The organism is Salinicola sp. MIT1003 (genome assembly GCF_001858555.1).
Lineage (GTDB): Bacteria > Pseudomonadota > Gammaproteobacteria > Pseudomonadales > Halomonadaceae > Salinicola > Salinicola salarius.
In genome coordinates this window covers 1-25,692 of the sequence record NZ_MCAP01000057.1, presented here as the reverse complement: position 1 = coordinate 25,692, position 25,692 = coordinate 1, and the positions used below count along the sequence as shown (strand labels likewise).

The 25,692-nt window shown below is 62.7% G+C and carries 20 protein-coding genes and 1 tRNA gene; 7 read left to right on the top strand and 14 right to left on the bottom strand.

Features of this window, described 5'->3' with window-relative positions:
• Positions 1 to 68 precede the first annotated feature (68 nt).
• Positions 69 to 845: a MipA/OmpV family protein gene (locus BC443_RS15185; RefSeq protein WP_071232683.1), complete on the top strand. Its 777-nt coding sequence runs from the start codon at positions 69 to 71 to the stop codon at positions 843 to 845.
• Between the two features lie 233 nt (positions 846 to 1,078).
• On the opposite strand, the gene nadA is transcribed toward BC443_RS15185, so the two are convergent.
• The 3 genes from nadA to polA form a co-directional block, all read right to left on the bottom strand.
• On the bottom strand, positions 1,079 to 2,128 hold the full coding sequence (gene nadA / locus BC443_RS15180; protein WP_071232682.1) for a quinolinate synthase NadA: 1,050 nt from the start codon (positions 2,126 to 2,128) through the stop codon (positions 1,079 to 1,081).
• A 13-nt stretch (positions 2,129 to 2,141) separates the two neighbouring features.
• On the bottom strand, positions 2,142 to 3,557 hold the full coding sequence (gene gndA, locus BC443_RS15175) for an NADP-dependent phosphogluconate dehydrogenase (protein ID WP_071232681.1): 1,416 nt from the start codon (positions 3,555 to 3,557) through the stop codon (positions 2,142 to 2,144).
• Between the two features lie 269 nt (positions 3,558 to 3,826).
• A complete protein-coding gene (polA, locus tag BC443_RS15170) occupies positions 3,827 to 6,604 on the bottom strand; it encodes a DNA polymerase I (protein WP_071232801.1) in 2,778 nt (925 codons plus the stop codon).
• A gap of 246 nt (positions 6,605 to 6,850) precedes the next feature.
• On the opposite strand from polA, the gene BC443_RS15165 reads away from it, so the two are divergent.
• The 3 genes from BC443_RS15165 (at position 6,851) to speA (ending at position 10,361) form a co-directional block, all read left to right on the top strand.
• The gene (locus tag BC443_RS15165; protein WP_071232680.1) at positions 6,851 to 7,132 is read left to right on the top strand and encodes a DUF2782 domain-containing protein; all 282 of its coding nucleotides are present in this window, start codon (positions 6,851 to 6,853) and stop codon (positions 7,130 to 7,132) included.
• A gap of 166 nt (positions 7,133 to 7,298) precedes the next feature.
• The gene (locus BC443_RS15160; protein WP_071232679.1) at positions 7,299 to 8,255 is read left to right on the top strand and encodes a homoserine kinase; all 957 of its coding nucleotides are present in this window, start codon (positions 7,299 to 7,301) and stop codon (positions 8,253 to 8,255) included.
• Positions 8,256 to 8,450: 195 nt separating this feature from the next.
• Positions 8,451 to 10,361 carry a biosynthetic arginine decarboxylase gene (gene speA, locus BC443_RS15155; protein ID WP_071232678.1) on the top strand — a complete coding sequence of 637 codons (1,911 nt, stop codon included), beginning with the start codon at positions 8,451 to 8,453 and terminating at the stop codon, positions 10,359 to 10,361.
• A gap of 148 nt (positions 10,362 to 10,509) precedes the next feature.
• Here speA and BC443_RS15150 read toward each other — a convergent pair whose 3' ends face one another.
• Together BC443_RS15150 and thpD are read right to left on the bottom strand one after the other, a co-directional pair.
• Positions 10,510 to 11,172, bottom strand: coding sequence for a fumarylacetoacetate hydrolase family protein (locus BC443_RS15150; RefSeq protein ID WP_071232677.1), 663 nt, complete (start codon positions 11,170 to 11,172; stop codon positions 10,510 to 10,512).
• Positions 11,173 to 11,387: 215 nt separating this feature from the next.
• Positions 11,388 to 12,338: an ectoine hydroxylase gene (thpD, locus tag BC443_RS15145; protein ID WP_071232676.1), complete on the bottom strand. Its 951-nt coding sequence runs from the start codon at positions 12,336 to 12,338 to the stop codon at positions 11,388 to 11,390.
• 395 nt (positions 12,339 to 12,733) lie between these two features.
• On the opposite strand from thpD, the gene BC443_RS15140 reads away from it, so the two are divergent.
• Positions 12,734 to 12,967: a hypothetical protein gene (locus BC443_RS15140; RefSeq protein WP_071232675.1), complete on the top strand. Its 234-nt coding sequence runs from the start codon at positions 12,734 to 12,736 to the stop codon at positions 12,965 to 12,967.
• A gap of 27 nt (positions 12,968 to 12,994) precedes the next feature.
• Here the strand turns inward: BC443_RS15140 and BC443_RS15135 are convergent, their stop codons facing one another.
• From BC443_RS15135 to BC443_RS15120, 4 genes are all read right to left on the bottom strand, one after another.
• Positions 12,995 to 13,300: a hypothetical protein gene (locus tag BC443_RS15135; protein ID WP_071232674.1), complete on the bottom strand. Its 306-nt coding sequence runs from the start codon at positions 13,298 to 13,300 to the stop codon at positions 12,995 to 12,997.
• 137 nt (positions 13,301 to 13,437) lie between these two features.
• Positions 13,438 to 13,974, bottom strand: coding sequence for an HPP family protein (locus BC443_RS15130; protein WP_071232673.1), 537 nt, complete (start codon positions 13,972 to 13,974; stop codon positions 13,438 to 13,440).
• A 579-nt stretch (positions 13,975 to 14,553) separates the two neighbouring features.
• A tRNA-Thr gene (locus tag BC443_RS15125) sits at positions 14,554 to 14,629 on the bottom strand.
• Between the two features lie 82 nt (positions 14,630 to 14,711).
• Positions 14,712 to 15,818, bottom strand: a complete 1,107-nt coding sequence (locus tag BC443_RS15120) for an AI-2E family transporter (RefSeq protein ID WP_071232672.1) — start codon at positions 15,816 to 15,818, stop codon at positions 14,712 to 14,714.
• A gap of 661 nt (positions 15,819 to 16,479) precedes the next feature.
• Here BC443_RS15120 and BC443_RS15115 point away from each other — a divergent pair.
• Positions 16,480 to 16,725, top strand: coding sequence for a hypothetical protein (locus BC443_RS15115; protein WP_071232671.1), 246 nt, complete (start codon positions 16,480 to 16,482; stop codon positions 16,723 to 16,725).
• Positions 16,726 to 17,018: 293 nt separating this feature from the next.
• On the top strand, positions 17,019 to 17,495 hold the full coding sequence (locus BC443_RS15105; protein ID WP_071232669.1) for a hypothetical protein: 477 nt from the start codon (positions 17,019 to 17,021) through the stop codon (positions 17,493 to 17,495).
• 267 nt (positions 17,496 to 17,762) lie between these two features.
• Here the strand turns inward: BC443_RS15105 and BC443_RS15100 are convergent, their stop codons facing one another.
• The 5 genes from BC443_RS15100 to BC443_RS15080 all read right to left on the bottom strand — a co-directional run bounded on the left by BC443_RS15100 (position 17,763) and on the right by BC443_RS15080 (position 25,560).
• On the bottom strand, positions 17,763 to 19,457 hold the full coding sequence (locus BC443_RS15100) for a methyl-accepting chemotaxis protein (protein ID WP_083387444.1): 1,695 nt from the start codon (positions 19,455 to 19,457) through the stop codon (positions 17,763 to 17,765).
• 501 nt (positions 19,458 to 19,958) lie between these two features.
• On the bottom strand, positions 19,959 to 21,191 hold the full coding sequence (locus BC443_RS15095) for a Ku protein (protein WP_071232668.1): 1,233 nt from the start codon (positions 21,189 to 21,191) through the stop codon (positions 19,959 to 19,961).
• On the bottom strand, positions 21,184 to 21,957 hold the full coding sequence (locus BC443_RS15090; protein ID WP_071232667.1) for a Ku protein: 774 nt from the start codon (positions 21,955 to 21,957) through the stop codon (positions 21,184 to 21,186). The genes BC443_RS15095 and BC443_RS15090 overlap by 8 nt, the downstream gene beginning before the upstream one ends.
• Before the next feature lie 44 nt (positions 21,958 to 22,001).
• Positions 22,002 to 24,758, bottom strand: a complete 2,757-nt coding sequence (gene ligD, locus BC443_RS15085; protein WP_071232666.1) for a DNA ligase D — start codon at positions 24,756 to 24,758, stop codon at positions 22,002 to 22,004.
• 190 nt (positions 24,759 to 24,948) lie between these two features.
• Positions 24,949 to 25,560, bottom strand: a complete 612-nt coding sequence (locus BC443_RS15080; protein ID WP_071232665.1) for a hypothetical protein — start codon at positions 25,558 to 25,560, stop codon at positions 24,949 to 24,951.
• Positions 25,561 to 25,692: the final 132 nt, after the last annotated feature.

Genomic DNA, 25,692 nt, shown 5'->3' with positions numbered 1-25,692 from the left:
TGGTCTTTGACGGATACCTGCCGTATGTTTTTCGCCACATACCGAGACCCGCTTCAAGGATGAATGACATGATCGTTTCAAAGAAGAAACTCGCCTGGCAGCTGGCGCTCGTCGCGAGCAGTGTCGCCGTCAACTCGGCTGCCCTCGCCGCCCAGCCCGAATGGGAAGGCACCGTAGGCGCCGGGGCGATCTACAGCCCGGACTACCTGGGCAGTGACGACTACGAATGGAACGCCTGGCCGTCGCTGGACGCCAGCTACGGCGACACCTTCTTCGTCAGCGTGACCGACGGCATCGGCTGGAACGTCGTCAAGCAGGATGACTGGCGTGTCGCGCCGTTCATCGGCTACACCTTCGGCCGCGACGATACCGGCGACATCGACGATCTCGACAAGGTCGACGGCGGCGCCACCGCCGGGCTGCGCGTCAGCTATCTCGATGACGCCTGGCGCTACAGCGCCGCCGCGGAGACACCCTTCAGCGGCGATATCGACGGCTATCGCGTCAGGTTCAAGGCCACCTACGTCACCCAGCTCGGCGAACGAGCGGCCTTCACCATCGGCCCTCGCTTCGGCTATACCAGCGCGGACTGGACCGACGACCTGTTCGGCGTCTCGAATCGCGAGAGCGCCCGCTCCGGTATCGATGCCTACGATCCGTCGGATGGCTATTTCACGGTCGGCGGCGAAGCTTCGCTCAGCTACTACCTCACCCGGCAGTGGTCGGTTACCGGTCTGGTCGGCGTCTCGCGCCTGACCGGCGACGCCGCGGACAGCTCGATCGTCGACGATACCGGCGATGCGACGCAGTGGCGGGCGGGCGCTTTCATCAACTACCATTTCTAAGTCGTAGAGACTTAAATCTTAGAGACATAGAAGCGCCCGCCACGATGTTAGCCGAGGCGGGCGCTGTCGTTTCTCAGCGTACAGTGCCTAAGGAAGCGCTGAATAAATCGCCGAACGAGATGAAGGGCAAGGCGCACGGAACGCAGAAGGCGAGACATAACATGGGGTTAGGCGAGCCTCCGAGTACGCGCAACGCAGCCATTCGCTCGTGCAGGCATTTATGCAGTGGTTCCCTAGCGGCGCTTCAGCTCGGCGCCAAACTCCAGCATCCGATTCAGCGGCACCAGGGCACGCTCGGCGATGGCAGGGTCGACGTGAATCTCCTGGCCGCAGCCGTTGGCGTCTTTCAGCACCGCCAGCGTGTTCTCCAGGCCGTTCATCGCCATCCACGGGCAGTTGGCGCAGCTCCTGCAGGTGGCGCCGTTGCCCGCCGTGGGCGCTGCCATGAACGTCTTGCCAGGCATCAGCTGCTGCATCTTGTAGAAGATGCCGCGGTCGGTGGCGACGATGAAGCTGGGATTGTCGAGCTTCTGCGCCGCCGCGATCAACTGCGAGGTGGAGCCGACCACGTCGGCGATCTCCACCACAGAGGCCGGGGACTCCGGATGGACGAGCACCGCGGCTTCCGGATGCAGCGCCTTGAGATCGACAATCCCCTTGGCCTTGAACTCGTCATGGACGATGCATTCGCCCTCCCAGCAGAGCACATCGGCCCCGGTACGCTCGCGGACGTAATTGCCCAGATGGCGATCCGGCGCCCACAGGATTTTCTCGCCCTGCCGGTCCAGATGATCGATCAGCTCGACCGCGATCGATGAGGTCACGACCCAGTCGGCCCGCGCCTTCACCGCCGCCGAGGTGTTGGCGTAGACCACCACGGTGCGATCCGGATGCTGGTCGCAGAAGTTGGAAAAGGCGTCCGCCGGGCAGCCGATATCCAGCGAGCAGGTCGCTTCCAGCGTCGGCATGAATACCCGCTTCTCGGGGCTCAGGATCTTGGCAGTCTCGCCCATGAAGCGCACCCCGGCGACGATCAGCGTGGTCGCCGGGTGATCCTTGCCGAAGCGCGCCATCTCCAGCGAGTCGGCCACACAGCCGCCGGTGGCTTCCGCCAGCGCCTGGATCTCGGGATCGGTGTAGTAGTGCGCGACCAATACCGCATTACGGGCCTTCAGCTGCGCCGCGATGCGTTCCCGATAGTGCGCCCTGGCGCTCTCGTCGAGCGTCGGCTGGGCATGCCCCGCCAGGTGCTCGCGAACCCGATCCCGTTCCAGCTCCGCCATCGCTTCGTCTCCGTCAGTCCTGCAGCCACTCGGTGTGGAAGATCCCTTCCCGATCGACGCGCTTGTAGGTGTGGGCGCCGAAGAAGTCGCGCTGGGCCTGGATCAGATTGGCCGGCAGTTTCTCGCTGCGATAGCTGTCGTAGTAGGCGATCGCCGAGGAGAACGTCGGCACCGGGATGCCATTCTGGACGGCATGAGCGATCACGTCCCGCAGCGCCGATTGATAGTTGCCGGCGATCTCGCCGAAGTACGGCGCCATCAGCAGGTTCTTGAGCTCGGGATTTTCCTTGTAGGCATCGGTGATCTTCTGCAGGAAGCGGGCGCGGATGATGCAGCCGGCGCGGAACAGCTTGGCGACTTCGCCGTAGTCGAGGTTCCAGTCGTAGTGCTCGGAAGCGGCGCGCATCTGCGCGAAGCCCTGGGCGTAGGAGGCGATCTTGCTGAAGAACAGCGCCTTGCGCACTTTCTCGATGAACTCGGCCTTGTCGCCTTCGAGCGGGGTCTCCTCGGGGCCGGTGAGCACCTTGGAGGCGGCGACACGCTCGTCTTTCAGCGCGGAAATGAAACGCGCAAACACCGACTCGGTGATCAGCGGCAGCGGCACGCCGAGATCCATGGCGCTCTTGCTGGTCCACTTGCCGGTGCCTTTCTGGCCCGCGGAGTCGAGGATGATGTCGACCACGTCCTGGTCGCTCTGGTCATCCTTCTTGGTGAAGATCCTGGCGGTGATATCGATCAGGTAGCTGTCGAGTTCGCCCTGGTTCCATTCGCTGAAGATCTCGGCCAGCTCGGCATTCGACAGCCCCAGCGAGCCCTTGAGAATCGAATAGGCTTCGGCGATCAGCTGCATGTCGCCATATTCGATGCCGTTGTGAACCATCTTGACGTAGTGGCCGGCACCGTCCGGGCCGACGTAGCTGACACACGGCTCGCCATCTTCGGCGCGCGCGGCGATCTTCTCGAGGATCGGCGCGACCATGTCGTAGGCTTCCTTCTGGCCGCCCGGCATGATCGACGGGCCTTTCAGCGCGCCTTCCTCGCCACCGGAGACACCGGTGCCGATGAAGTTGAAGCCCGCTTCGGAGAGCTCCTTGTTGCGGCGGATGGTGTCCTCGAACGGCGTGTTGCCGCCGTCGATCAGGATGTCGCCCTTGTCCAGATACGGCTTGAGCGACTCGATCGTCTTGTCGGTGGCATCGCCCGCCTTGACCATCAGCAGAATGCGACGCGGCGTTTCCAGCGAGGCGACGAACTCCTCGACGCTGTAGAACGGCACAAGCTTGCGGCCGGGGTTCTCCTGCATCACTTCGTCGGTCTTCTCCCGCGAGCGGTTGAAGATCGACACGGTGTAGTCGCGACTTTCGATGTTGAGGGCGAGATTGCGGCCCATGACGGCCATGCCGACGACACCGATTTGCTGTTTGGCCATTACCTTGTGCTCCTTGCGAAAAAGGCCGCCGCGCCATGCTGTGTCCAGTCTTCGAGAGAAACGAGCGCGCTCGGAACGCTTCGACACAGTCTGGCACGGCGATTCATGATGACAGTAGTGTAAAACAGAGAGGCAGATCCGCCGAATCGCCATTCCCTATTCGCTCCTCCTGCAACGTCAACGGCAAGAAACTGCAGGGGAAGCGATGCGCGTAGACATCGCAGGCTCGAGCTGAAAAGTCGGCGAGCGCAGCCAGTTTTCAGCCGAGCCTAGTGGGCTTCGTCCCAATTGGCCCCGCTATTGGCCTCGACGATCAGCGGCACGTTGAGCCTGGCGGCGTTTTCCATCCGCTGGCGGATCGCGACGAGGAAGCCGTCGACCTGGCTCTCCTTGACCTCGAACACCAGTTCGTCGTGAACCTGCATCACCATCCAGGCATCGAACTCCGCCCCACCCTGGGCCGGGTTGAGCCAGTGGTGCACATCGATCATCGCCAGCTTGATGATATCCGCCGCGGTGCCCTGCATCGGCGCGTTGATTGCGGTACGTTCGGCGGCCTGACGGCGGGCGTGGTTCTGCGCCTTGATCTCCGGCAGGTAGAGCCGGCGGCCGAACACGGTCTCGACGAAGCCATCCTCGCCGGCCTGAGCGCGAATGTTGTCCATGAAGCGGGCAACGCCCGGATAACGATCGAAGTAGCGATCGATGTAGACCTTGGCCTGCTTGGCTTCGATGTGCAGCTGCCGGGAGAGCCCCCAGGCGCTCATGCCGTAGATCAACCCGAAGTTGATCGCCTTGGCGCTGCGGCGCTGGTCCGAGGTGACCTTGTCGAGCGCCACGCCGAAGACCTCCGCCGCGGTGGCGGCGTGGATGTCGCGGTCGTTGGCGAAGGCGTCGAGCAGGCCCTTGTCGTCGGAAAGGTGCGCCATGATCCGCAGCTCGATCTGCGAGTAGTCGGCGGCGACGATCCGATAGCCCTCGCGGGCGACGAACGCCTGGCGGATCTTGCGGCCCTCTTCGGTCCGGATCGGGATGTTCTGCAGGTTGGGGTCGGATGATGAGAGCCGCCCCGTCGCGGTCACCGCCTGATGGTAGCTGGTATGCAGCCGTCCGGTGGCCGGGTTGACCAGGCGCGGCAGCTTGTCGGTGTAGGTCGACTTGAGCTTGGTCATGCCGCGATGCGCCATGATCAGCTTGGGCAGCGGATAGTCCAGCGCCAGCTCCTCGAGCACCGCTTCCGCCGTGCTCGGCGCGCCCTTGGGCGTCTTCTTGATCACCGGGATCTTCTGCTCCTCGAACAGAATCTCCGCCAGCTGCTTGGGCGAGCCGAGGTTGAACTCCTTGCCGGCGAGCTCGAACGCCTCGGTCTCGAGCTCGCGGATGCGCCCTTCCAGCTCCTGGCTCTGGGCGTGCAGGCGCGTGGCGTCCAGCGCCACCCCTTGACGCTCGATATGGGAAAGCACCGGGATCAGCGGCCGCTCCAGGGTATCGAGCACCTCGGCCAGCCGTCCGGCTTCCTCCACCTTCGGCCGCAATACCTGGTGCAGACGCAGGGTGATATCGACATCCTCGCAGGCGTAGGGCACCGCTTCTTCGAGCGCGATCTGGTTGAAGGTGAGCTGCTTGACGCCCTTGCCGGCGATCTCCTCGAAGCTGATGGTCTTCTCGCCGAGATACTTGAGCGCCAGCGAATCCATGTCGTGACGCGTCGCCGTGGAATTCAGCACGTAGGATTCGAGCATGGTGTCGTTCAGCGCGCCGGCCACCCGGATCTGGTAGCGCGCCAGCACCGAGATATCGTACTTGAGGTTCTGGCCGATCTTGCCGATCGCCGGATTTTCCAGCAGCGGCTTGAGCGCCGCCAGCACGGCGGCCCGGTCGAGCTGCGCCGGCGCGTCGAGATAGTCGTGGCCGACGGGGATGTAGGCCGCCTCGCCGGGTTCCAACGACAGGCCGATACCGACGATATCGGCTTCCATGTAATTGAGGCTGGTCGTCTCGAGGTCGAAGCAGAAAGCTTCGCTGGCTTTCAGCCGCTCGAGCCAGGCATCGAACTCCTCCTGCGTCAGCAGCGTCTGGTCGTGGCGCGCCGGCTTGGTCAGCGTCACCTCCTCGTCGATTTCGGACCGGCCGGCCTTGCCCGCGCCGACGTCATCCACGCCTTCGTCCTTGCCCTCGAGCAGCTCGGTCAGCCAGTTCTTGAACTCGAGCCGCTGATAGAGCGCCTTCAGCGCCTCGCGATCGGGCTCGGCCAGATGCAGATCATCGAGCCCCACCGGCAGCTCGCAGTCGGTCTTGATCGTCGCCAGTTCGTAAGAGAGATAGGCCTGTTCGCGGTTGGCCTCGAGCTTCTTGGGCATCGTCTTGGCGCCACGGAAGCTCAAGGTCGTCACGCGGTCGAGATCGGCGTAGATCGCGTCCAGGCCACCACCCATGCCCTGCAGCAGACCCAGCGCCGTCTTCTCGCCCACGCCGGGTACGCCGGGGATGTTGTCGACCTTGTCGCCCATCAGCGCCAGGTAATCGATGATCAGCGACGGCGGAATGCCGAACTTGGCCTCGACGCCGGCGACGTCCAGCGTCTCGCCCTTCATGGTGTTGACCAGGGTGATGTGCTGGTTGACCAGTTGGGCCATGTCCTTGTCGCCAGTGGAGATCACCGCGTCGCGGCCGGACTCGGTGGCCAGCCGCGCCAGCGTGCCGATCACGTCGTCCGCCTCGACGCCTTCGATGCACAAAAGCGGCAGGCCGAGCGCGCGCACGCAGTCGTGCAATGGCTCCACCTGCGGGCGCAGGTCGTCCGGCATCGGCGGCCGGTGCGCCTTGTACTCGGCGAAGATCTCGTCGCGGAAGGTCTTGCCCTTGGCGTCGAACACCACTGCCATGGGGCTGTCCGGATACTGCTTGATCAGGCTCTTGAGCATCGCGAGCACCCCGCGCACGGCGCCGGTCGGCTGACCATCGGAGGTGGAGAGCGGCGGCAGCGCGTGGAAGGCGCGATAGAGGTAGGACGATCCGTCGACGAGGACGATGGGGGCATCTGCCATGAGCTGCGTGATCCGTGGCTGGCTTTCGATGCCCACATGATACGCAAGCCACGGCTCGCCGTCAGGGCATCCACCCCCTGCGTCCCCCAGGGGGAAAGCGATACAATGAGAGAAGGCAATGAGGGAAAGCGATGAACCGGCCGATTCGGATCCCGATGGATCCGCCAGCCGACACGAGCGGAGGAATCTGCCATGAGATCATGGTCGCGAAAGACGAGATGGCCGCGAATGACGAAATGGTCGCGAATGGCGAGGTGGCCGCGAACGACACTGCTGCTGACGGTGCTGCTGATCGGTGGGCTGTCGCTGCCCGCGTTCGGCCAGTCCGCGGTGCAACCCAGGATCACTTCCCAGCAGGACGACCAGCGCACGATCGACGAGTACCGGGTCAACGGCAAGCTCTACGCGATTCGCATCGCCCCCAACGACGGCAAGGCCTATTTCCTCTACGACGACAATGGCGATGGCGACTTCAAGCGGATCGACGCGCCCAGCGTTCCCGTGCCGGACTGGGTTCAGAACGACTGACCCCGGTTTTCGAGCCCCGGCACGTCCGGCGCCGCTGTCCTCCGGCGCCCAATAGCCGGTAGGAGAGCGCCCCGCGAGCCGCTACAATGCGCGCTGGCTTTTTTATCCTGCGGTTTTTCATCAGCGGTTTTTTATCACTAATGTCCGCCCCAGATTCCGAGATCCCATGGCCGTATTCACCCCGTTGAGCGACGAACAGGTCGCCGAGTTTCTCGACCGCTACTCCGTCGGCCACCTGCAAGCGCTCAAGGGCGTGCCGCAGGGCACCGAGAACAGTACCTTCTTCGTCACCACGGAACAGGGCGAGTGGGTGTTGACGCTGTTCGAGCAGGGGGAGTTCGAGGATCTGCCGTTCTTCGTCGATCTGCTGGATTACCTGGCCGAGCGACAGCTGCCGGTGCCGGGCCCGGTCCACGATCGCGACGGCGTCGCGCTGCAACGCCTGGCCGGCCGCCCCGCCCTGCTGTTTCCGCGCATGCCGGGCAGCCACCCCAGCGCCCCGAACCTGACCCAGTGCGCCGCGCTCGGCGATGCCCTGGGCCGGATGCACCAGGCCTCGCAGCACTTCACCGGCGAGCGGACCAACCCGCGCAATCTCGACTGGCTCCAGCGCCGCCATCGCGAAGTCCTGCCGTTTCTTTCGGCGGACGATCAAGCCCTGATGACCCGCGAGATCGCCGACTATGCCCAGGCGTTCGACGGCATCGAGCTGCCCACGGGCGCGATCCACGGCGACCTGTTCCGCGACAACACGCTGTACGATGGCGACCGGCTCGGCGGCATCATCGATTTCTACAACGGCTGCACCGGCGATCTGCTGTTCGATCTGGCGATCGTGATCAACGACTGGGCCAGCGACGACGCTGGCGATCTCGATCTTCCACGCTACGAGGCCATCCTCGGCGCCTATCTCGCGCATCGCCCGCTGACCGGGCAGGAACGCGAACTGTGGCCGACCATGCTGCGGCTGACGGCGCTGCGCTACTGGCTGTCGCGGCTGCTGGTGATCCATGTCGACCCGCCGGCGCACGACATCACGCCGCACGATCCGGCGCGCTTCCGCACCCTGCTGGGCCGACGCCTCGACGGCCGCGTGCCGGCGCTGCCCGACGCCGCCGGATGAGTCGCGATTTTCGTCACGGGGCCTGCACTGCCGGCCTCTTTCGACTAGCTTTTCCCTGACATCAGTGGTCGTGATCTTCTCGCGACGTCATAATGCGCGCCATTCGCGTTCCCGGCCCATCGTCATCATTCACGCCGGGATTCATCGCCGGTCGTTCATCACCGGTCGTTCATCACCGGTCGCACGGAGAACGTCATGCAGCACTCTTCCCCCGCCGCACAAGCCCGCCGCACCTACAATATCGACCAGTGGGGCAGCGGCTATTTCGATGTCGACGATCTGGGCCGCACCTTGGTCCGCCCGCTGGGCAGTGAAGTGCCCGGGCCGACGCTGGTGCTAGACACCTTGGTAGACCGCCTGCGCGACGCCGGGCTGCGCCTGCCGGTACTGGTTCGCTTCATCGATATCCTCCACGATCGCGTCGAACAGCTCTGCATGGCCTTCGACCGCGCGATGAAGGAGGAGGATTATCAGGCCAGCTACACCGCGGTCTATCCGATCAAGGTCAACCAGCAGCGCCGCGTGGTCGAGGAGATTCTCGCTACCCAGGAGCGCGGTCATGGCCGGGTCGGACTAGAAGCGGGCAGCAAGCCGGAGCTGATGGCGGTGCTGGCCCTTTCCGGCGACGACGGCTCGTCGCTGATCGTCTGCAACGGCTACAAGGATCGCGAGTACATCCGCCTGGCGCTGATGGGCGAGAAGCTCGGCCACAAGGTCTATCTGGTGGTCGAGAAGTACTCCGAGCTGAGCCTGATCCTGGAAGAGGCCGAAAACCTCAAGGTGAAGCCGCGCATCGGCCTGCGCGCCCGACTCTCCTCGGTGGGCAAGGGCAAGTGGCAGGATACTGGCGGCGAGAAGTCCAAATTCGGTCTCACCGCGAGCCAGCTGCTGGCCATCACCGAACGGCTGCGCGACGCCGACGCGCTGGACAGCCTGCAGCTGGTGCACTTCCACCTCGGCTCGCAGATCGCCAACATTCGCGATATCCAGCGCGGCCTGCGCGAGTGCGCCCGCTTCTACCACAGCCTGCGCGAGCTGGGCGCGCCGATCGACACGGTGGACGTCGGCGGCGGCCTGGGCGTGGACTACGAAGGCACCCGTTCGCGCAGCTTCTGCTCGATCAACTACTCGATGCAGGAGTACGCCACCAACGTGGTGTGGGCCTTCCGCCAGATCTGCGAAACCCACAATCTGCCGCACCCGCAGTTGATCTCCGAATCCGGCCGCGCGCTGACCGCGCATCACGCCGTGCTGGTCACCAACGTGATCGGTGAAGAGCGGCTTGGCCACATCGAGCCGGAGCGTCGGGTCGAGGGCGACGCCCACGTGGCCGAGCTGTGGCGCGTCTACGACCGTCTCGAAGGCATGCGCGAGCCGCGGGATCTGGTCGAGGCGTATCACGACGTGGTCCAGGCGGTGGGCGAACTGCAGGATCGTTTCGTGCTCGGGCTGGCCGACATGCAGGCCCGCGCCGAGGGCGAATCAGTCTACTTCGCCGCCTGCCAGCGCCTGCACAAGCGCCTCGACAACCGCAATCGCGCGCACCGGGAAATTGCCGACGAGCTGGCGGAAAAGCTCGCCGACAAGCTGTTCGCCAACTTCTCGCTGTTCCAGTCGCTGCCGGACGTCTGGGGGATCGATCAGGTCTTCCCGGTGTTGCCGCTGACCGGGCTGGATCGCGAACCGACCCGCCGCGGCGTGATTCAGGACATCACCTGCGATTCCGATGGCCGGATCGATCTCTACGTCGACGGCCAGGGGCTCGAAAGCACGCTGCCGCTGCCGGAGTGGGACGACGATGACGACAAGCTGATCGGGCTGTTTCTGGTGGGTGCCTACCAGGAGATCCTCGGCGACCTGCACAACCTGTTCGGCGACACCGACTCGGTCGACGTCGCCCTCGACGAGAACGGCGAGTGGCGGCTTTCCCACGTCCAGCAGGGTGACGCCGTCGCCGACGTGCTCGGCTACGTCAACTTCGACGCCGTGGCGCTCAAGCAGAAGCTCACCGAACAGTTGATCGCCAGCCCGCTGAGCGTCGAAGAGCGCGAACTGTTCGTCAGCGAGCTGTCGGAAGGTCTCAGCGGTTATACTTATCTGGAGTGATGGCCGCGAGCCGCGAGCCGCGAGCCGCGAGCCGCGAGCCGCGAGCCGCGAGCCGCGAGAGCAATATGGTCTCCGGTAAGAGAAGAGCGCCAGCGGTGAATGCCGCTGGCGCTCTTCGTAGCCCGTAGCCCGTAGCCCATAGCGGGTTTTATCGCGTGCGCGTGCCGACATCCAGCCCCAGCGAGAGCGAGAGGCCGAGTACCGCGTCGCGGGGTAGCTGGCCGACGCCGGAGGGCGTGCCGGTCAGGATCACGTCGCCCGGCTCGAGGGTGAAGGTGCGGGTCATCTCCTCGATCAGCGACGGCATGTCGAACAGCATGTCGCTGGTCTTGCCGCTCTGCTGACGCTTGCCGTCGATATCGAGATGGAACGTGATCGCGCTCCAGTCGACATCGCCTTCCACCGGCACGAAACGCGAGATCGGGCAGGCACCGTCGAACGCCTTGGCCCGCTCCCACGGGTGGCCCTTCTCCTTGAGCGCGGACTGCACGTCTCGCAGCGTCAGATCCAGCGCCAGGCCGACCCCGACCACGCCCTTCATCGCCTCTTCCGCACTGACGCGACTCATGCGTTCACCGATCAGCAGCGCCAGCTCGGTCTCGAAATGCACCTCGCCATGGGCGAACTGCTGTTCGATCGGCTTTTCCAGCTCGACGGCACTGGTCGCAGGCTTGATGAACAGGATCGGCGACTGCGGCACCGGGTTGTTGAGTTCCTTGGCGTGTTCGGCGTAGTTGCGGCCCACGCAGAGAATCTTGCCCAGCGGCAGGCCGGTCTCGAGACCGTCGGTGAATCGGGTGATGAAAGGCATGGCGAGCTCCAAAGCAAAAGCGATGACCGTTGAGAATCTCTAGAGATAGAGAGACCGATCTTCCAGGCGAAAATCGAGCCTCTAGACGCAAGAAGCCGCCGCTGGCGGCAACTCATCGAGTCTACCTCCAACGGCGGCTTATGGCACCACGCCGGCTTTTCGGTCAATTCCGAGCGCCTGCGGGCGATCCGGTACCGGCCGGCGCGATCAGGGTCTCAGTGCGTGCCCTGCTGGGGCGTCCACACTTCGTCCGGCTGATGCGCCAGGAACGACGGACGCTGCTTCCGGGCGCCGAACGGCTGCACGCAGGCATTGTCGCGACGGTTGTAGACGAAGAACGCATTGCTGCGCGGGTCCGGCGACATGTTGGCGTTGGAGCCATGCAGCGTGTTGCAGTCGAACAGCAACAGCCCGCCCGCGGCGCCGGTGGGCGCTTCGATACCGCGCTGATTGATCAGCTCGCGCAGTGCTTCGTTGCTCGGCACGCCAAGTTCCTGCTGCTTCAGCGACTGCTTGTGGTTGTCGTCCGGCGTCTCGCCCAGGCAGTGCACGAACACCTTGTGCGAGCCGGGGATCAGCATCAACGGGCCATTGAAGTGATGGTTGTCCGTCAACACGATCGAGGCGCTGACGGCGTGCATCTCGGGCATGCCGTCTTCGGCGTGCCAGGTCTCGAAGTCCGAGTGCCAGTTGAAGCCCTTGCCGTGGAAGCCGGGCTTGTAGTTGATGCGAGACTGATGCACGTAGACATCGCCGCCGACGATCTGACGGGCGCGGCCCATCAGACGCTGATCCTGCGCCAATTCGTTGTAACGCGGGGACAGGTGATGAATCGCGAACAGCGAGCGGATCTCGTGGCTCTGCGGCTCGGTAATCGAGAAGTCCCGGTCACGGAAATCGTCGCGATCGAGCATCACGGCCAGTTCTGCCCGTAACGCCTCGAGTTCCGTCTGGCCCAGGAAGTTGGGCTCGAAGAGAAAACCATCGCGTTCGAAGCGATCCAGTTGCTCGCCGCTCAACGGGCCATCCAGATGGCGCCCCTTGACGACCTCCTCCTGACGCGGCTGCCAGAGCGCTTCCTGCGGCTGGCGTAGGCGTGTCGGATAGCGATCCTGCTTCGTCCACGTGGCATTCTGGGTTTTGGGGGATGCGGTCTGTACTGACATCCAATCACCTCCAAGTTTGTGATCAGGGTTCAGATCCAGTCCTAGGTGCGATGAAGCATCGAACAGTGCGTCGCACTAAACTTGATTAGGAAAGGGTCAAAGGATCCTCGGTTATCTTTCAAAGGGATACTCATCCTAGAAAAACGGACGGAAATTTCAAATCCTGCAACGGTGGAAGCCGCCGCCGCTTCTCCAGTGGCGCTCACGGTGACATCCGCCGACCGCGGCAACGATAACGTAAATCAATTAATGCTGAATCGCCTCTGACCCGCTTACACGACGACACAATGCCGGATACGGCTTTCATCATGGCGTCATACCACCGCGCCACACTATGCCCCCAGAACGACGAGCCCAGACCACGCTCGCTTCTTCCCAATCTCTGGAGGTACGCCATGATTCGCGTCACGCTGGATCTCACCTGCTCGATCTGCGATCACGATCAGTTCTATCTCCCCGTGCGGGCCGAGGAGAGGCAGCAGATTCGCTGCGCGAACTGCACCGCCTTCAAGTGCTACTCGGCAGACCTGGAAAACGCGATGATCGCCCTGAGTCGTGACAGAACGCGTGACAAAAAGAAACATTCCGGCCAGGGCCGGCCGGGGCAGGATCGCGCCAACGCCGCATGATCGTCGGCGACATCGACGACGTGGCGATCAGTCCATCGGCGTCGTGCCGGCCTTGTCTGACGTCTTGGCAGCGCGAGGATTCGGCAGTCGCCAGGCGGTGGGTTCCCAGTCATGGTAGGGCCGCATCGGCTTGACCACCGCATCCCGATAGAAAGAGACGAACGGCTCGGCAATCAAGGGCGGGTCGGCCTTGGGGACATCGCCAAAGTGGCAACGGAAGTTGGCACAATTCAGCGGTTCTTCTGCATGGGCACTGGCGCCCCCGCCGGCGCTCGAACCCGCGCTCCAACTCATCACGCAGACGACGGTCATGAAACAGCTGAGGGTTTTCATGGCATTCCCGTTTCTGGTGGCCCGCTCGCCGGACCGGAATCGCGACGAAAACCCTGAGTGTAAGGAGGCGCACGACCTGGCGCCGCCTGAAAGCTGTAGTACCCGAGGCGCGAGAAACATCAGGTGTCAGTCGTGGCTTACCACCAGTGCAGCGGATAGCGGCGATGCCGCGCCAGATTGTTGATCAGCACCGCGATGAGCAGCATCAGCAGGCACCCGGTCGCTACCGGGAAAAACGCATAGGACCAGCCAAGCGAGTGCAGCTCCCCGGACCCGATCACCGCGATCAACGCCGTCGCGCCGCCCGGCGGATGGAGCGTGTGGGTCAACTGCATCAGCAGGATGGAGGTCGATACCGCTACCGCCGCCGCGATCCAGCTATCGCCAAGCAGCTTCCAGACCAGTACGCCGCACAGCGCCGAGAGCAGATTGCCGAACAGCACGTTGCGCGGCTGGGCGAGCGGGCTTTCCGGCGCGGCGTAGAGAAGTACCGAGGTCGCGCCGAAGGACCCTACCATCAGCAGCGAATGCGTCTGAAGCGACTGCGCACTCAGCCATCCCACACCGGCCATGCCCAGAAACGCGCCCAGCCATGACCAGACCGCGTCACGCCAGCAGGGAGTCTTGCGGCTCACTGGCGAGCCTTTCATCTTGTCGAGATACGTCTTGACCATCTTGACCCAGGAAGCCGATAAAAAAGGAGCGCTATATTGCCATCGGGCAACGAGCCCGCCAAATAGCGCTTGGCTATGGTTTTAGAGTGCGCGGGCTAAGGGGGAATGGAGCCTCCTTTTTCAGCGAGGCGCACTGCTCCAGACCATGCTCGCCGGGCTGGAGCGGAGAACCGGAACCCCGTAATCGAATGGCTGTATGAAGGGGAATTAGGCAGGATGCTTGGGGAAACCGGGTGTCGGTAGTGGACTGAGCGACCGGTATGCGCATCACGAATCCGCCTTGGCAACTGTTGCTGGCCGCTACTCGCTTCGCGACTCGGTATCCGTTACGGCCGGCTCAAACCGATTCCAGTAACATTTCGATAAGCAGGGAAAAGCTAGCATAGCGCCGAGGAAAACGGCCCTACGGCAATGGATGCAGGCAGCCGCGGAGAAGCGGCTTTCCAGCCAACCATCATGCGAGGTGTGGTTCATAGATTGCCGCCTGGTTGACAGTGCCAGAGCCCAGAAACGAAAAAACCGCCTCGACTGGGCGGCCTTGAGTCGCTTCAAGCGACTGATAGATAAGCGAAACATGCCTGGTGCCGGTAAGTGGACTCGAACCACCGACCTACGCATTACGAATGCGTTGCTCTGCCAGCTGAGCTATACCGGCCAGGCGGCGCCTATCATAATCATCAAATTCGCGGCGGACAACTGGGAAACCGCACGCCTGGCTGCGCCCAGTGTCTGCCGGGTCAGCGCTCCCGCTTCTCCGAGGCGATCTCGTCCGAGGGCGCCACGTCTGGCGACAATTCCGCTTCCGCCTGCTCCTGGCGATACAGTGACCAGACGACGATGAACAGCGCGGCGATCAGCGGGCCGAGCACGAAGCCGTTGATGCCCATCAGTGTCATTCCGCCTACCGTCGAGATCAGCACCACGTAATCGGGCAGTTTGGTCTCCTTGCCGACCAGCGGCGGACGCAGGAAGTTATCGACGAGCCCGATCACCACCACGCCGACGAAGATCAGTATCGCCCCTTTGACGTAGGCTCCGGTGATCAGAAGGTAGGCCGCCACCGGCACCCAGACGATCGCGGAGCCGATCGCCGGCAGCAGCGACAGGAACGCCATCATCACGCCCCACAGCAGCGCGGCTTCGATCCCCAGCGCCCAGAAGGCGACGCCGCCGATCGCGCCCTGCACCATGGCGATGATCACATTGCCCTTGACGGTGGATCGCACCACGGCGGTGAACTTGTCGATGAGCTGGTAGGTGTATTCGTCGCTCAGCGGAATCGTGATGCGGATGTGCTGTCCCAGGGATCGGCCGTCCCGGAACAAGAAGAACAGCAGGTAGAGCATGATCCCGGCGCTGACCAGAAACTGGAGCGTGTTCTGACCAATGCTCAGCATGTGGGTGGCGATCAGTTGGCTGCCCTGTTCGAGGGCGGATGCCAGACGATTGCTGATATCGGAAAGGCTGCCGAAGCCGGCGTCGCCCAGCCAGGTCTGCGCCGAAGCCGGCAGCGAACTCTGGAACTGCTGGATGTAGTCATTGAAGTCGATATCGCCGCTGCCTACGCGCTGGTAGACGCTGGCGCCCTCCCGCACCAGAGCCCCGAAGATCAGTGACATCGGGATGATGACGATGAACACGCAGGCCATCACGCTGACCAGCGCTGCCACGTTGCGGTGCCCTTTCAGCCGGGCCTCCAGCCGCCGATGCATGGGCTGGAACAGGATCGCCAGTATTACCGCCCAGAGCACGGCACCGTAGAACGGCAACAGCAACCAAACGAAGGCGATGGACACTAGCGTCAGCAATAAGATGAACGCCTTGTGCTGGCTCAGAGAACTCATGAAGATTCCGACTCGAAAGGAGATGTGCACTAAGCATAGCGGCCCTGACGCACGGACGTTCAGTAGAGAATGTGGCAATCGCCTCTTTCCCGGCACTCGCGGCGAGACGATCGAGCGAAAGCGGAGTTCCGCTCGGTGAACTCGAGCCAGCGGAACACGCCCGCCCGAGACATAAAAAAGCGCCAAGCCTCACGGCTGAGCGCTGGTCCGACGCGTCGTCCCTGATGCTGCACTGAGCTTCCCGCTCTGCGCGTCCCTGTCGTGACGACGCCTTCCTGGCATCGCACCTGCAGTATGAGGCCGGTAGATGACAGAAAGTTAACAGCGGTCGACACCCTTGCCGAGAGGGCCGTCGGTCAGGTCTACAGACGGCATAATTGCAGCACGCAAATTAAAGTTACAAAAGATTTCAAAATAATGATTATCATTTTATATAATAAATTCAGTCACTTATCCATTAATACTTAACCTGGGATAGGGTTGTCCAAATCTCCGATTCGTACAACACTTGTACAGCACTGGGGGCTATGCCAGCATGAATTCGTCAGCCGGCAAGGAGAGCCGGTCAGTACCGGGCAAGGATGCCCCAGCAGTATGCGGCAAGGATTGCCACAAATTTCTGGTGAGCCAGAAACCAACTTAAAGCCAAGGAGGGCTGATCGTGAAAGACGCCATTTCATGCACCCGCTGCGGTAACGCTCAATCGGTTCCCCTCGAGATTCATGAAGAGTGGGACGAGATCAGCTGTACGGAATGCGGAGAGTTTCTCGACACCGTAGGTCATTGGGCGGATTCCCAGTCGCCCAACTACTCGGTCCAGATTCTCAACCAGTGTCGCAGCCTGACCCTCAAGATGGCACGCGAGAGCCGCCCCCTCAACGATCATTACCTGAGGGCTACGGCATGATCAGAGTGACGCTGGACCTCAGCTGTTCGATTTGCGGCCATGAGCAGTTCTATCTGCCAATCAATAGTCAGGAAGGCACCAACGTGCGCTGCGCCAATTGCAGTGCATTCAAGTGCAAGACATTGGATCTGGAGAAGGCGCTGAGCGCGATACAGAGAACGCGGTCGATCGATCGCCCAGTCGCAGCCTGATCTGCATCACCGTTTCTCAAAACCGCCTGCATTCAGGCGGTTTTTTGTTTCTGGCGAACTATCATGAATCGAAACCGCATGAGCTTGAGGTGAGGGGGCGCCATGGTCGACATCACGCAGCTGAAGCACCATATCAACGAAGAAATCCGCCACTGTCAGCAGCGATTGGCGGATTTCGAGCAGCAGCTGGATACCTGCAAGGAACAGCTACGCGCGCTGCAGAGCCATATCGAGGGATGGGTAGCCGCGCTGGAGATCGACGGCGTCAATATTCATTATGATGATACCGCGCATACGCTCGAGAAATTCGACGAGACGTTCCAGATAACGCTTCAGGAGCAGACCGTTTCGTTCGGCAGCTGCAAGCTGCATGTCGAGCCGGAAGAGCAGTATCTCCATGGCAACCGGATACTCCTGTTCGCCTCCTCGGACGAGGACGACATCAAGGAGATCATCGAATCCGAGGGCGAGTACTACTTCGCCGACCTGCAGTTCGGTCAGAAGCGCGATCTATCCAAGTATGAGCCGCTGACCGAAGAAACCTTCTACAAGCTGCTCTACGGCTGGCTCCGGGCATGAGTCCCGCGGCTGCCCCGTCCCGCCTGGCTTCCAAAAACAGGCTTCCAAAAAAAGGCCCCGAACAGTGTCGGGGCCAAGTGTGTTTCGCAGGAATCGAAACCGGGCACAGTCTAGCCTGTTGCCTGTCTGATAAAGTGACGACAAAAGCGTGGTTTAGCCTTTAATTCGTTGTTGCTAAAGTCCTATCTCGGTATGGATAAAACCCCGACTCGTCGCTGCTCACGCCTCGTTTTTGCGCGTCCGGCGCCTTGACCGACTCGCACGGCGTCAGAACGCGCTCCACTCTTCGACGGCGTCTTCCCGATCACGTGCGCTGGAGGCCGACCGTTGCCGCGTAACCGGTCGATTAACGCCTCGATCGACCACGGCCGGCGGTGATGCCGATGCCACCGGGGCGATCCGTACAGTGGTAGCAGCGGCACCCTTGAAGAACGACACCTCTTTCAACAGGGCGGCGGCCTGACTCTGCAGCGAACGCCCCGCCGCGCTGGATTCTTCCACCAGGTTCGCGTTCTGCTGGGTCATGCTGTCCATCTGCGAAACCGCGGTATTGATCTGCTCGATACCCTGCGACTGCTCGCGACTGGCTACCGCGATCTCCCCGACCAGAGCGGTCACGCGCTCGACTCCCCCGACGATCTCTTCCAGCGCCTGCCCCGCCCGGTTGACCAGTTCGCTGCCGGCGTCCACCTGGCCGATGCTCTCTTCCACTAGCTGCTTGATCTCCCTGGCGGCCTCGGCGCTGCGCCCGGCAAGGTTGCGCACTTCGCTGGCCACCACGGCGAAGCCGCGGCCCTGCTCACCGGCGCGAGCCGCTTCCACCGCCGCATTCAGCGCCAGCAGATTGGTCTGGAAGGCGATCTCGTCGATCAAGCCGACGATACCCGCGATCTTGCGACTCGACGCATTGATCCCTTCCATCGCCTTGATCGCCTGCCCGGCGACCTCGCCTCCGACGTTGGCCCGGTGGCTGACATCATGCACGAGCCTATCGGCTTCGGCGGCGTTCTCCGCATTCAGGCGCACGGTCGAGGTGATCTCGTCCATCGAGGCTGCCGTCTGCTCCAGGCTGGCCGCCTGCTCCTGGGTGCGACGGCTGAGATCGTCGGTGCCCTGGGCAATTTCGTCCGCCGCGCTGCTGACGGATTCGGCGTTGTCACGCACGCTCATGACGATCCTGGAGAACTGGCTCTCCATGGCCTGGAGCGAGCGCAGCATCACGCCGAATTCATCCTTGCTGGTGATCTCGATGTCGTTGTCGAGCCTGCCGCGCGCCATGGCATTGGCGAGTGCCTGCGCCTTACCCAGCGGCGCCATGATGCCGCGAATCAGCCACAGGGCCATCGCCACGCTCAGCACGAGCGATCCGATCATGACGCCGATGATGATATTGCGCCCCCATTCGTATTCGGCAACCGCGCTCTGGTACGCCTCGGCCGCCTGCGCGCTGTTGCGGTCGATCAGCGTCTGGATGGCGTCCAGCGCCTCGGGGTACTGCTGGCGCAGCGTCGTCGTCGCGATGACGCGGGCTCGATCGAAGTCGTTGCCGATCATCGCCGCGTTGAGCTCGGCGATGGTGGCCCGCAAGCGGGTCAGCGCGGCGATGAAGGCGTCCGCCATCTCCCGCTCCTGCGGGCCACTGAGACGTTGCGGATAGTAGTCTTCCCAGGCGGCATCGATGACGGCATCGTTATCCGCGACCTCCTGCTGCGTCACGCGGGCGGACTCCGGGTTTCGGTCACGCTGCTCCGCGGTGATCTTGACCCGATTGCTGAGCAGGGCTCGATCGATTCGGCTGAGGTCCGTCAGGGTCATCACGTTCCCTTCATAGGTCCGTTCGAGAGCGGTATTGTTGTCGCTCAGACAGAGCAGCCCGACGACTCCGATAATGAACAGCATGACGATACAGGCGCCCAAGCTCGCGGCCAGGCGGAGTTTGACGCTTCGATTCAGTAGCAGCATGGTAAAAAGCCCCGATAGATGCCCTTGGCTCAAGCCTCAGGGCAAGTGAAACTGGTCTCGGCAGGCGAGGATTCTCCATGGAGAATTCGTTTCATGCCGCGAGACGCTCTATCGGCGCTGCACAAATAAACTTAATTTTATTTAGTGTTTTAAGGCAGGGTTCGCCACCGAGACTTCCACCGGTTAAGCCACATCAACCCATCTTTTTATTTTCTAAAAATCCATTTAAAAACAATAACTTAAAAATAAGTAAACTTTCTTTTTCATTGATTAACCACCCAACTCAACATGACCGTTATCGGCCCAGGATGAGTATGGAATTTCTGGTACTTTTATCCTACAAAACCGAGCGTCGTATAATTACAGGCCTTTGGCGATATCCCTGCCTTCGCTGAGTCGCGCTGGCTGGAGAGCCGAATGGCTGAAGAGCCGAACTGCTGAATGGATGACTATCCGAATCGCCGGATGGGAGGCTGCGTCAGGTAGCGCCACCGCCTGGCTTCAGCGGTGGCGGCCTATCGCGTCGATCAACTCCGCCTTGCTCATGCCGCTTCGCCCGGCGATGTCGCGCTGCTGCGCCAACTCGTAAAGCGCTTCACGGGTGAGCGAGGAGAGTTCGGCTTTCGTCGGTTTCTTGTTGCGGTCGCCGGATGGCTGCGCCTGCTCGCCTCCTGACTTGCGAGGCTTCTCGGTCCGGCCTTTCGTTTTCCGAGACCTGTCTTCGCTTGTCGAAGAGTCCTCGTCCTGCGACTTGCCCTTGCGCCCGCTGCTCTCCTTGCGGCCACTCGTCTCCTTGCGCTCATTCGTCTGCTGGCGTGAGGGCTCGACCCGGCCGCGCTTGAGGCTGCGCTTGAGCACCTGCATCAGATCGATGACCTCGGCGCCTTCCTGCTCGTCGTCATCGTCCGCGGCCGCGCGGGAGGATTCGACCGGCACGATATCCTCGTGGCGACGGCGCTTTTGACGGACCCGCTTCTTGAGCGCCTCGATATGCGGGTCGATCAGTTCATCGGGATCGAAGCGCTTCGCCTCGAGCTTGTCCATGGCGCGCTGCATCTGCCGCTGGCGTGTCGCATCCGGCTCGCCCGGCGCGTCCAGGCCGAGGCTCTGCGGCGTGCGCAATTCGTCATGAAAGCGCAGTGCTTCGGCCCGCAGGATGCCGTTCTCGGCCACAATCGCCACCAGCACCTCCCGTCCACGCATCACCAGCGTGGCGATGCCCGCCCGATTGGCGTTCTCCATCGCCGCGGCCAGCAGCCGATAGGGCTTGAGCGCCCCACTGCCGTTGCCCGAACGAGAGTCCGGCACCAGGAAGTAGGCGCGCCGGAAGTAGAGCGGATCGAGCTCGTCCAGCGAGACAAACCGGCTCAGTTCGATCTCGCGCCGATGTTCGAGCGTGGCATCCTCGATCTCCTGGTCTTCGACGACCACGTAACGGTCCTCGTCGACCTCGACGCCCCGCGCCAGCTCGCTCGACTTGAGCGGCTTGCGCCCGGTCTCGCTGAAGAAACGCCGGGACAGCGGCCTGCCTTTGTCATCGACCTCTTTCAGTATGACGTCCCGGGCATGCTGGGCGGGATAGAGACCGACCGGGAGATTGACCAGCCCGAAGGCGATGGTGCCGGACCAGAACGGCCGCGGCCCACGAAAGCCGCTGTCGTGGTGCTGCTGCTTGTCCGACTTCGATGTTTTCGGCTTCGTTGTTTTCGACTTCGACGTTTCCGACTTAGGCACGCTTGCGCTCCCGGGCCAGACTGGCCTTGAGTGACGAGGCGATATCGTCGGTGGGTTCCCGCCGACGGCGGCGCTTGACCTTGACTCGCTTGCCGCTGCGCTTGGTCTCCACCAGCGCCTCCAGCCGCTGGCGGTATTCGTCCTGATAGGTTTCCGGCTCGAAATCGGCGGCATACATCTCGACCAGGTCGGTCGCCATCTTCACTTCGCTGTCGTTCAGCTTGCCGCCGCCGGGCGGATCCAGCGCATCGGCATCGACGACCTCGTCGAGATGACGCAAGGTGATCAACACCGGATGGCCGTCGTGGTCGCGCAGCGCGCCGACGTAAGCCTTGTGCCGCATCACCCAGTGGACCAGCCCTTCCCGGCCGCTATCGGCAAGTGCGGCGGCGAAGGCGTCGAACGTGTCTTCGTCGCCATCCGGCCCGAGAAAATAGGGGCGCTGGTACCACTGGTTGTCGATGACCCCCTCGGGGAGAAAGTGCATCACCTCGATCTCCCGCGAGGGCGCCGGCGCCAGCTCGTCCAGCTCCTCCTCGTCGAACAGGATGCGATCCTGCTTGTCGATGACCGCCTTGTGCCGGTCGTCCCGCGATACCATCCTGCCGCTCTGCGGCTCGATCATCGCCTGATGCACGGGGCGATGCCGACGCCGGTCGAGCAGCCGAAAATGGACGTTGCGGTCGCTGACCGCCGTATAGAGCTTCACCGGCACCCGCTCTCCGCCGAAACCGATGACACCTTTCCAGACCGCGCGAGCGCTCATCGTTCTGTTTCCTCACTCATTCCGACCATCCTCCCGTCAGACATTCAGACCTCCATCCCGGCATCGCGGCAGCGCTGCTTGGTCAGCCGTTGGCGGGCGTCATCGAACCCGGCCCAGGGGTCCTGCTCGAGCGAGGCCAGCCGACGCGGCAGGTTGGTCAGCGTGTATCGATCGGCCTTGAGTTTCGGCCCGAGCTCATCCCAGCGGATCGGCGTGGCGACCGGCGCGCCGGGCCTGGCGCGGACCGAATAGGAAGCCACCGCCGTGGCGCCCCGGCCGTTGCGCAAGTAGTCGAGGAATACCTTGCCGCGCCGGGCCTGCTTGGACATGTTGAGCGTCAATTGATCGGGATGGCGATCGGCGCAGCGCTCGCAGACCGCCTCGGCGAACGCCTTGGCGGTGTCCCAATCGGCGTGCGGCTTGAGCGGGACCACCAGATGCAGCCCCTTGCCGCCGGTGGTGCGCAGGAACGCGACGAGATCGAGCTCGGCCAGGGCCTGACGCAGCTCGCCGGCGACATCGATGACCGCCTGCCACTTGCAGTCCGGCGCGGGATCGAGATCGAACACCAGCTGGTCGGGGCGTTCGAGGTCGTCGACGCGACTGTTCCAGAGGTGGAATTCGATGGTTCCCATCTGGACCAGCGCCACCAGCTCGGCCGCGCTGCGGACGTAGAGATAGTCATGCTTGCCGGACTTCTCGGCGATGGCCACGCTCGGCAGGTCGTCCGGCATGGTGTCGCTGGGATGCTTCTGGACGAAACACTCCTTGCCGACCCCACCGGGGCAGCGCAGCAGCGTCAACGGCCGCTCGGCGAGACCGGGCAGGATCCAGCCGGCCTGCTCGGCATAGAACTCGGCGAGCGCCCGCTTGGTGATCCCTTCCTCTTCGAACAGCACCCGATCCGGATGCGTCAGCCGGATGCCTTCGATCCTGACGTCACCGCTGCCGCTCGCCTTTGCGGAGCCGTCCGTCTTTGCGGCGCTGCCGCTCGGCTTTGCGGATGAACGATTGTCGTTGGCCTGTTTCGTCATGGTCGCCCCCGAGGCTTGCTGCTGGCTCAATCGAATGTCCCTGGGATCGCGGTCCTCGCGCACGCCACGAAAGCGCGGGTGGCGCAGGCGCCCGTCGTTGGTCCATTCGCTGAAGTTGATATCGATCACGCGCTTCGGCGTGACCCAGTGGCTGCTGGCCAGATCGGGAATGTCGCGCTCGACGAAGGGCGAGGTCTTGCGCGGCGAGCGGGCCAGGTCGCGCTGCCACTCGGCGAGCTGGGCGTAGGAAAACCCCGCCCCGACCCGCCCGCAGTAGCGCAGTTTGCCCGCGTCGTCATAGGCGCCGATCAGCAGCGAACCGAAGCCGCTGCGCGATCCCTGGGGATCGGTGTAGCCGCCGACCACGAACTCCGCCTGGCGCTCGGTCTTGGTCTTCAGCCAGTCCCGATTGCGGCGGCCGCGATAAGGGGCGTCGGCGCGCTTGGAGACGATCCCCTCCAGACCCTGGCGGCTCGCCTGTTCGTAGAATGCCTCGCCCTGCCCTTCGATGTGATCGGTATAGCGCAGCATGCCGCCGTTGCCGATTCCCGCGGCTTCGCAGACTTGCGCCAGCACTGCCTTGCGATCTCGCAGGGCCGCGTCGTCGAGTGTCACGCCCTCGAATCCCAGGCCATCGAGGTAGCGCAGATCGAAGATCTGATAGACCAGCCCGGCGGTCTTCTCTTCGCTCAGCGCGCCTTGCAGACGCCGGAAGTCGCTGACGCCATCGCGTCGCAGCGCCACGACCTCGCCATCGAGCAGAGCCTTGTCCAGCGGCAGGGCTTCGATCGCCTCGGCAATCTCGGGAAAGCGGTCCCGCCAGTCGTGGCCGTTGCGGGTCAGCAGGCGCACCTTGCCACCGTCGAGCCGCGCCAGGATTCGGTAGCCATCGAACTTGATCTCGTGGAACCAGTCGTCACCGGCCGGCGCCTCGTCGACCAGCGTGGCCAGCTGCGCCTTGGGCTGGGCCGGGAAGCTCGCCTGGCGCGCGCCTTCGACCTGACCGGGATCGATCTTGATGGCCCGGGCCTTGCGACCGCTGCTCGAGCGTTTGCCCCCGGCTTTTGATGATGAGGGCTTCGATGATGAGGACTTCGTTGACGAGGATCGGGATGACGAGGATTTCGCTGACGAGGATTTCGAAGCCGAGCTTGTTGATGACGAGGTTGCTGATGACGAGGATTCGGATTTTGCAGAGGCGGACTCGGGCTTCCCTTCGGCGATCTCGGCCATGCGCCGATTCGAGGCCACGCTGACGTCATCCAGGCTGTCGGGCACGTGGGCATCGCCGTCGTCGTGGCGCTTGATCATCAGCCACTGCCTGCCGCTTCCCTGCTGGCCGTCGCCACTTCGACCGCGCATGCGCTTGAGCGTCCAGGCGCCCTTGAGCTTGTCGCCGTCGAGTTCGAAATCGATCTGGCCGTCGTCGTGCTTGCCTTTGACGCGCCACTCGCCGCGATCCCAGATCATCACCGTGCCGGCGCCGTAACCCTCGGGGATCACGCCTTCGAAATCGCCGTAGTCGAGCGGATGATCCTCGACCTGCACCGCCAGATGCTTCTCTCCCGGCTCGAGGCTTGGCCCCTTGGGCAGCGCCCAGCTGCGCAGCACGCCATCCTCTTCCAGCCGCAGGTCGTAGTGCAGCCGGCTGGCGTCGTGCTTGTGGATCACGAAACTCGACCGCGACCGCTTCCTGCCGCGTTTGCCGCGAGGTTCCGGCGAGCGCGAGAAGTCTCGCTTGTTGCGATAGGTCTCGAGGTCAGCCATCCGTTGCTCCCTCACGATAGCCTGGCGAATGGAAACGATAGCCTGGCGAATGGAAACGATAATCTGCCAATGGAGATTTCAGCGTAGTCGACGCGACTCGGCACGTCAGATCATTGATTCAGGTCATCCAGCGCTGATCCCTGGCCACCACGCGGCTCCTGATCGTTAATCCAGTTGGTCGTGCGACTAGTTAGTCGTTCATCTCGCGAATCCATTGACGCACCTTGTGTCGGCGCCAATGGGACGCGTAGCGGCGGGTATCGTGGGAGGTCGGGGTCAGGTAACACCCGTTTTCGTCCTCGCTCAGTTCGAACGTTCTGAGCGCACCGACCGGCGCGTCCTCACTGCCGTATACGGCGATGAAACGCAGCTCGATCGCTTGGAGGACGATCTCGTCGTCGGCGATGCCGTGGTAGGTCTGCACTTTCTGGATGATGCCTTCGAAGGTGCCGATATCGTTGAAACTGCCGGGCATCATCGGCCCCTGTCGTGTCGTCTCCGCCAGTTGGGACGACTTCGGTTTTTCGGCATCTTCCATATCGATCATGCTGATAGCGTAATTGCCCTTGTCCGTGTGCAGGATGGCGAAGATATGTTCGATGAAGATCGCTTCCGGACTCATGTTGCTGACGACACAACGGGCCTGCAGCGTCTTTCCACCGCCGCGATTGATGATGATCTTGGGTTGCCGCTGCCTTCTGAAATTCAGATAGAGCAGTTGCGCGTAAAACAGCCATACCAGAAGCGTGAAAAAGCCAGTCACCGCATTGATAGCGGAACTATGGTTCGATAACCATTCCATGATTCATTGCTACCTTTGACGTGCCATATCGATGATTATCCGACTCAGAGTGGCGCTACGCTTTGTCTGAAAAATGATGTCTTGCTAGCCTTTCCTCCCTCAGACTTGGAGGTATTGTCATGGCAGGACGTT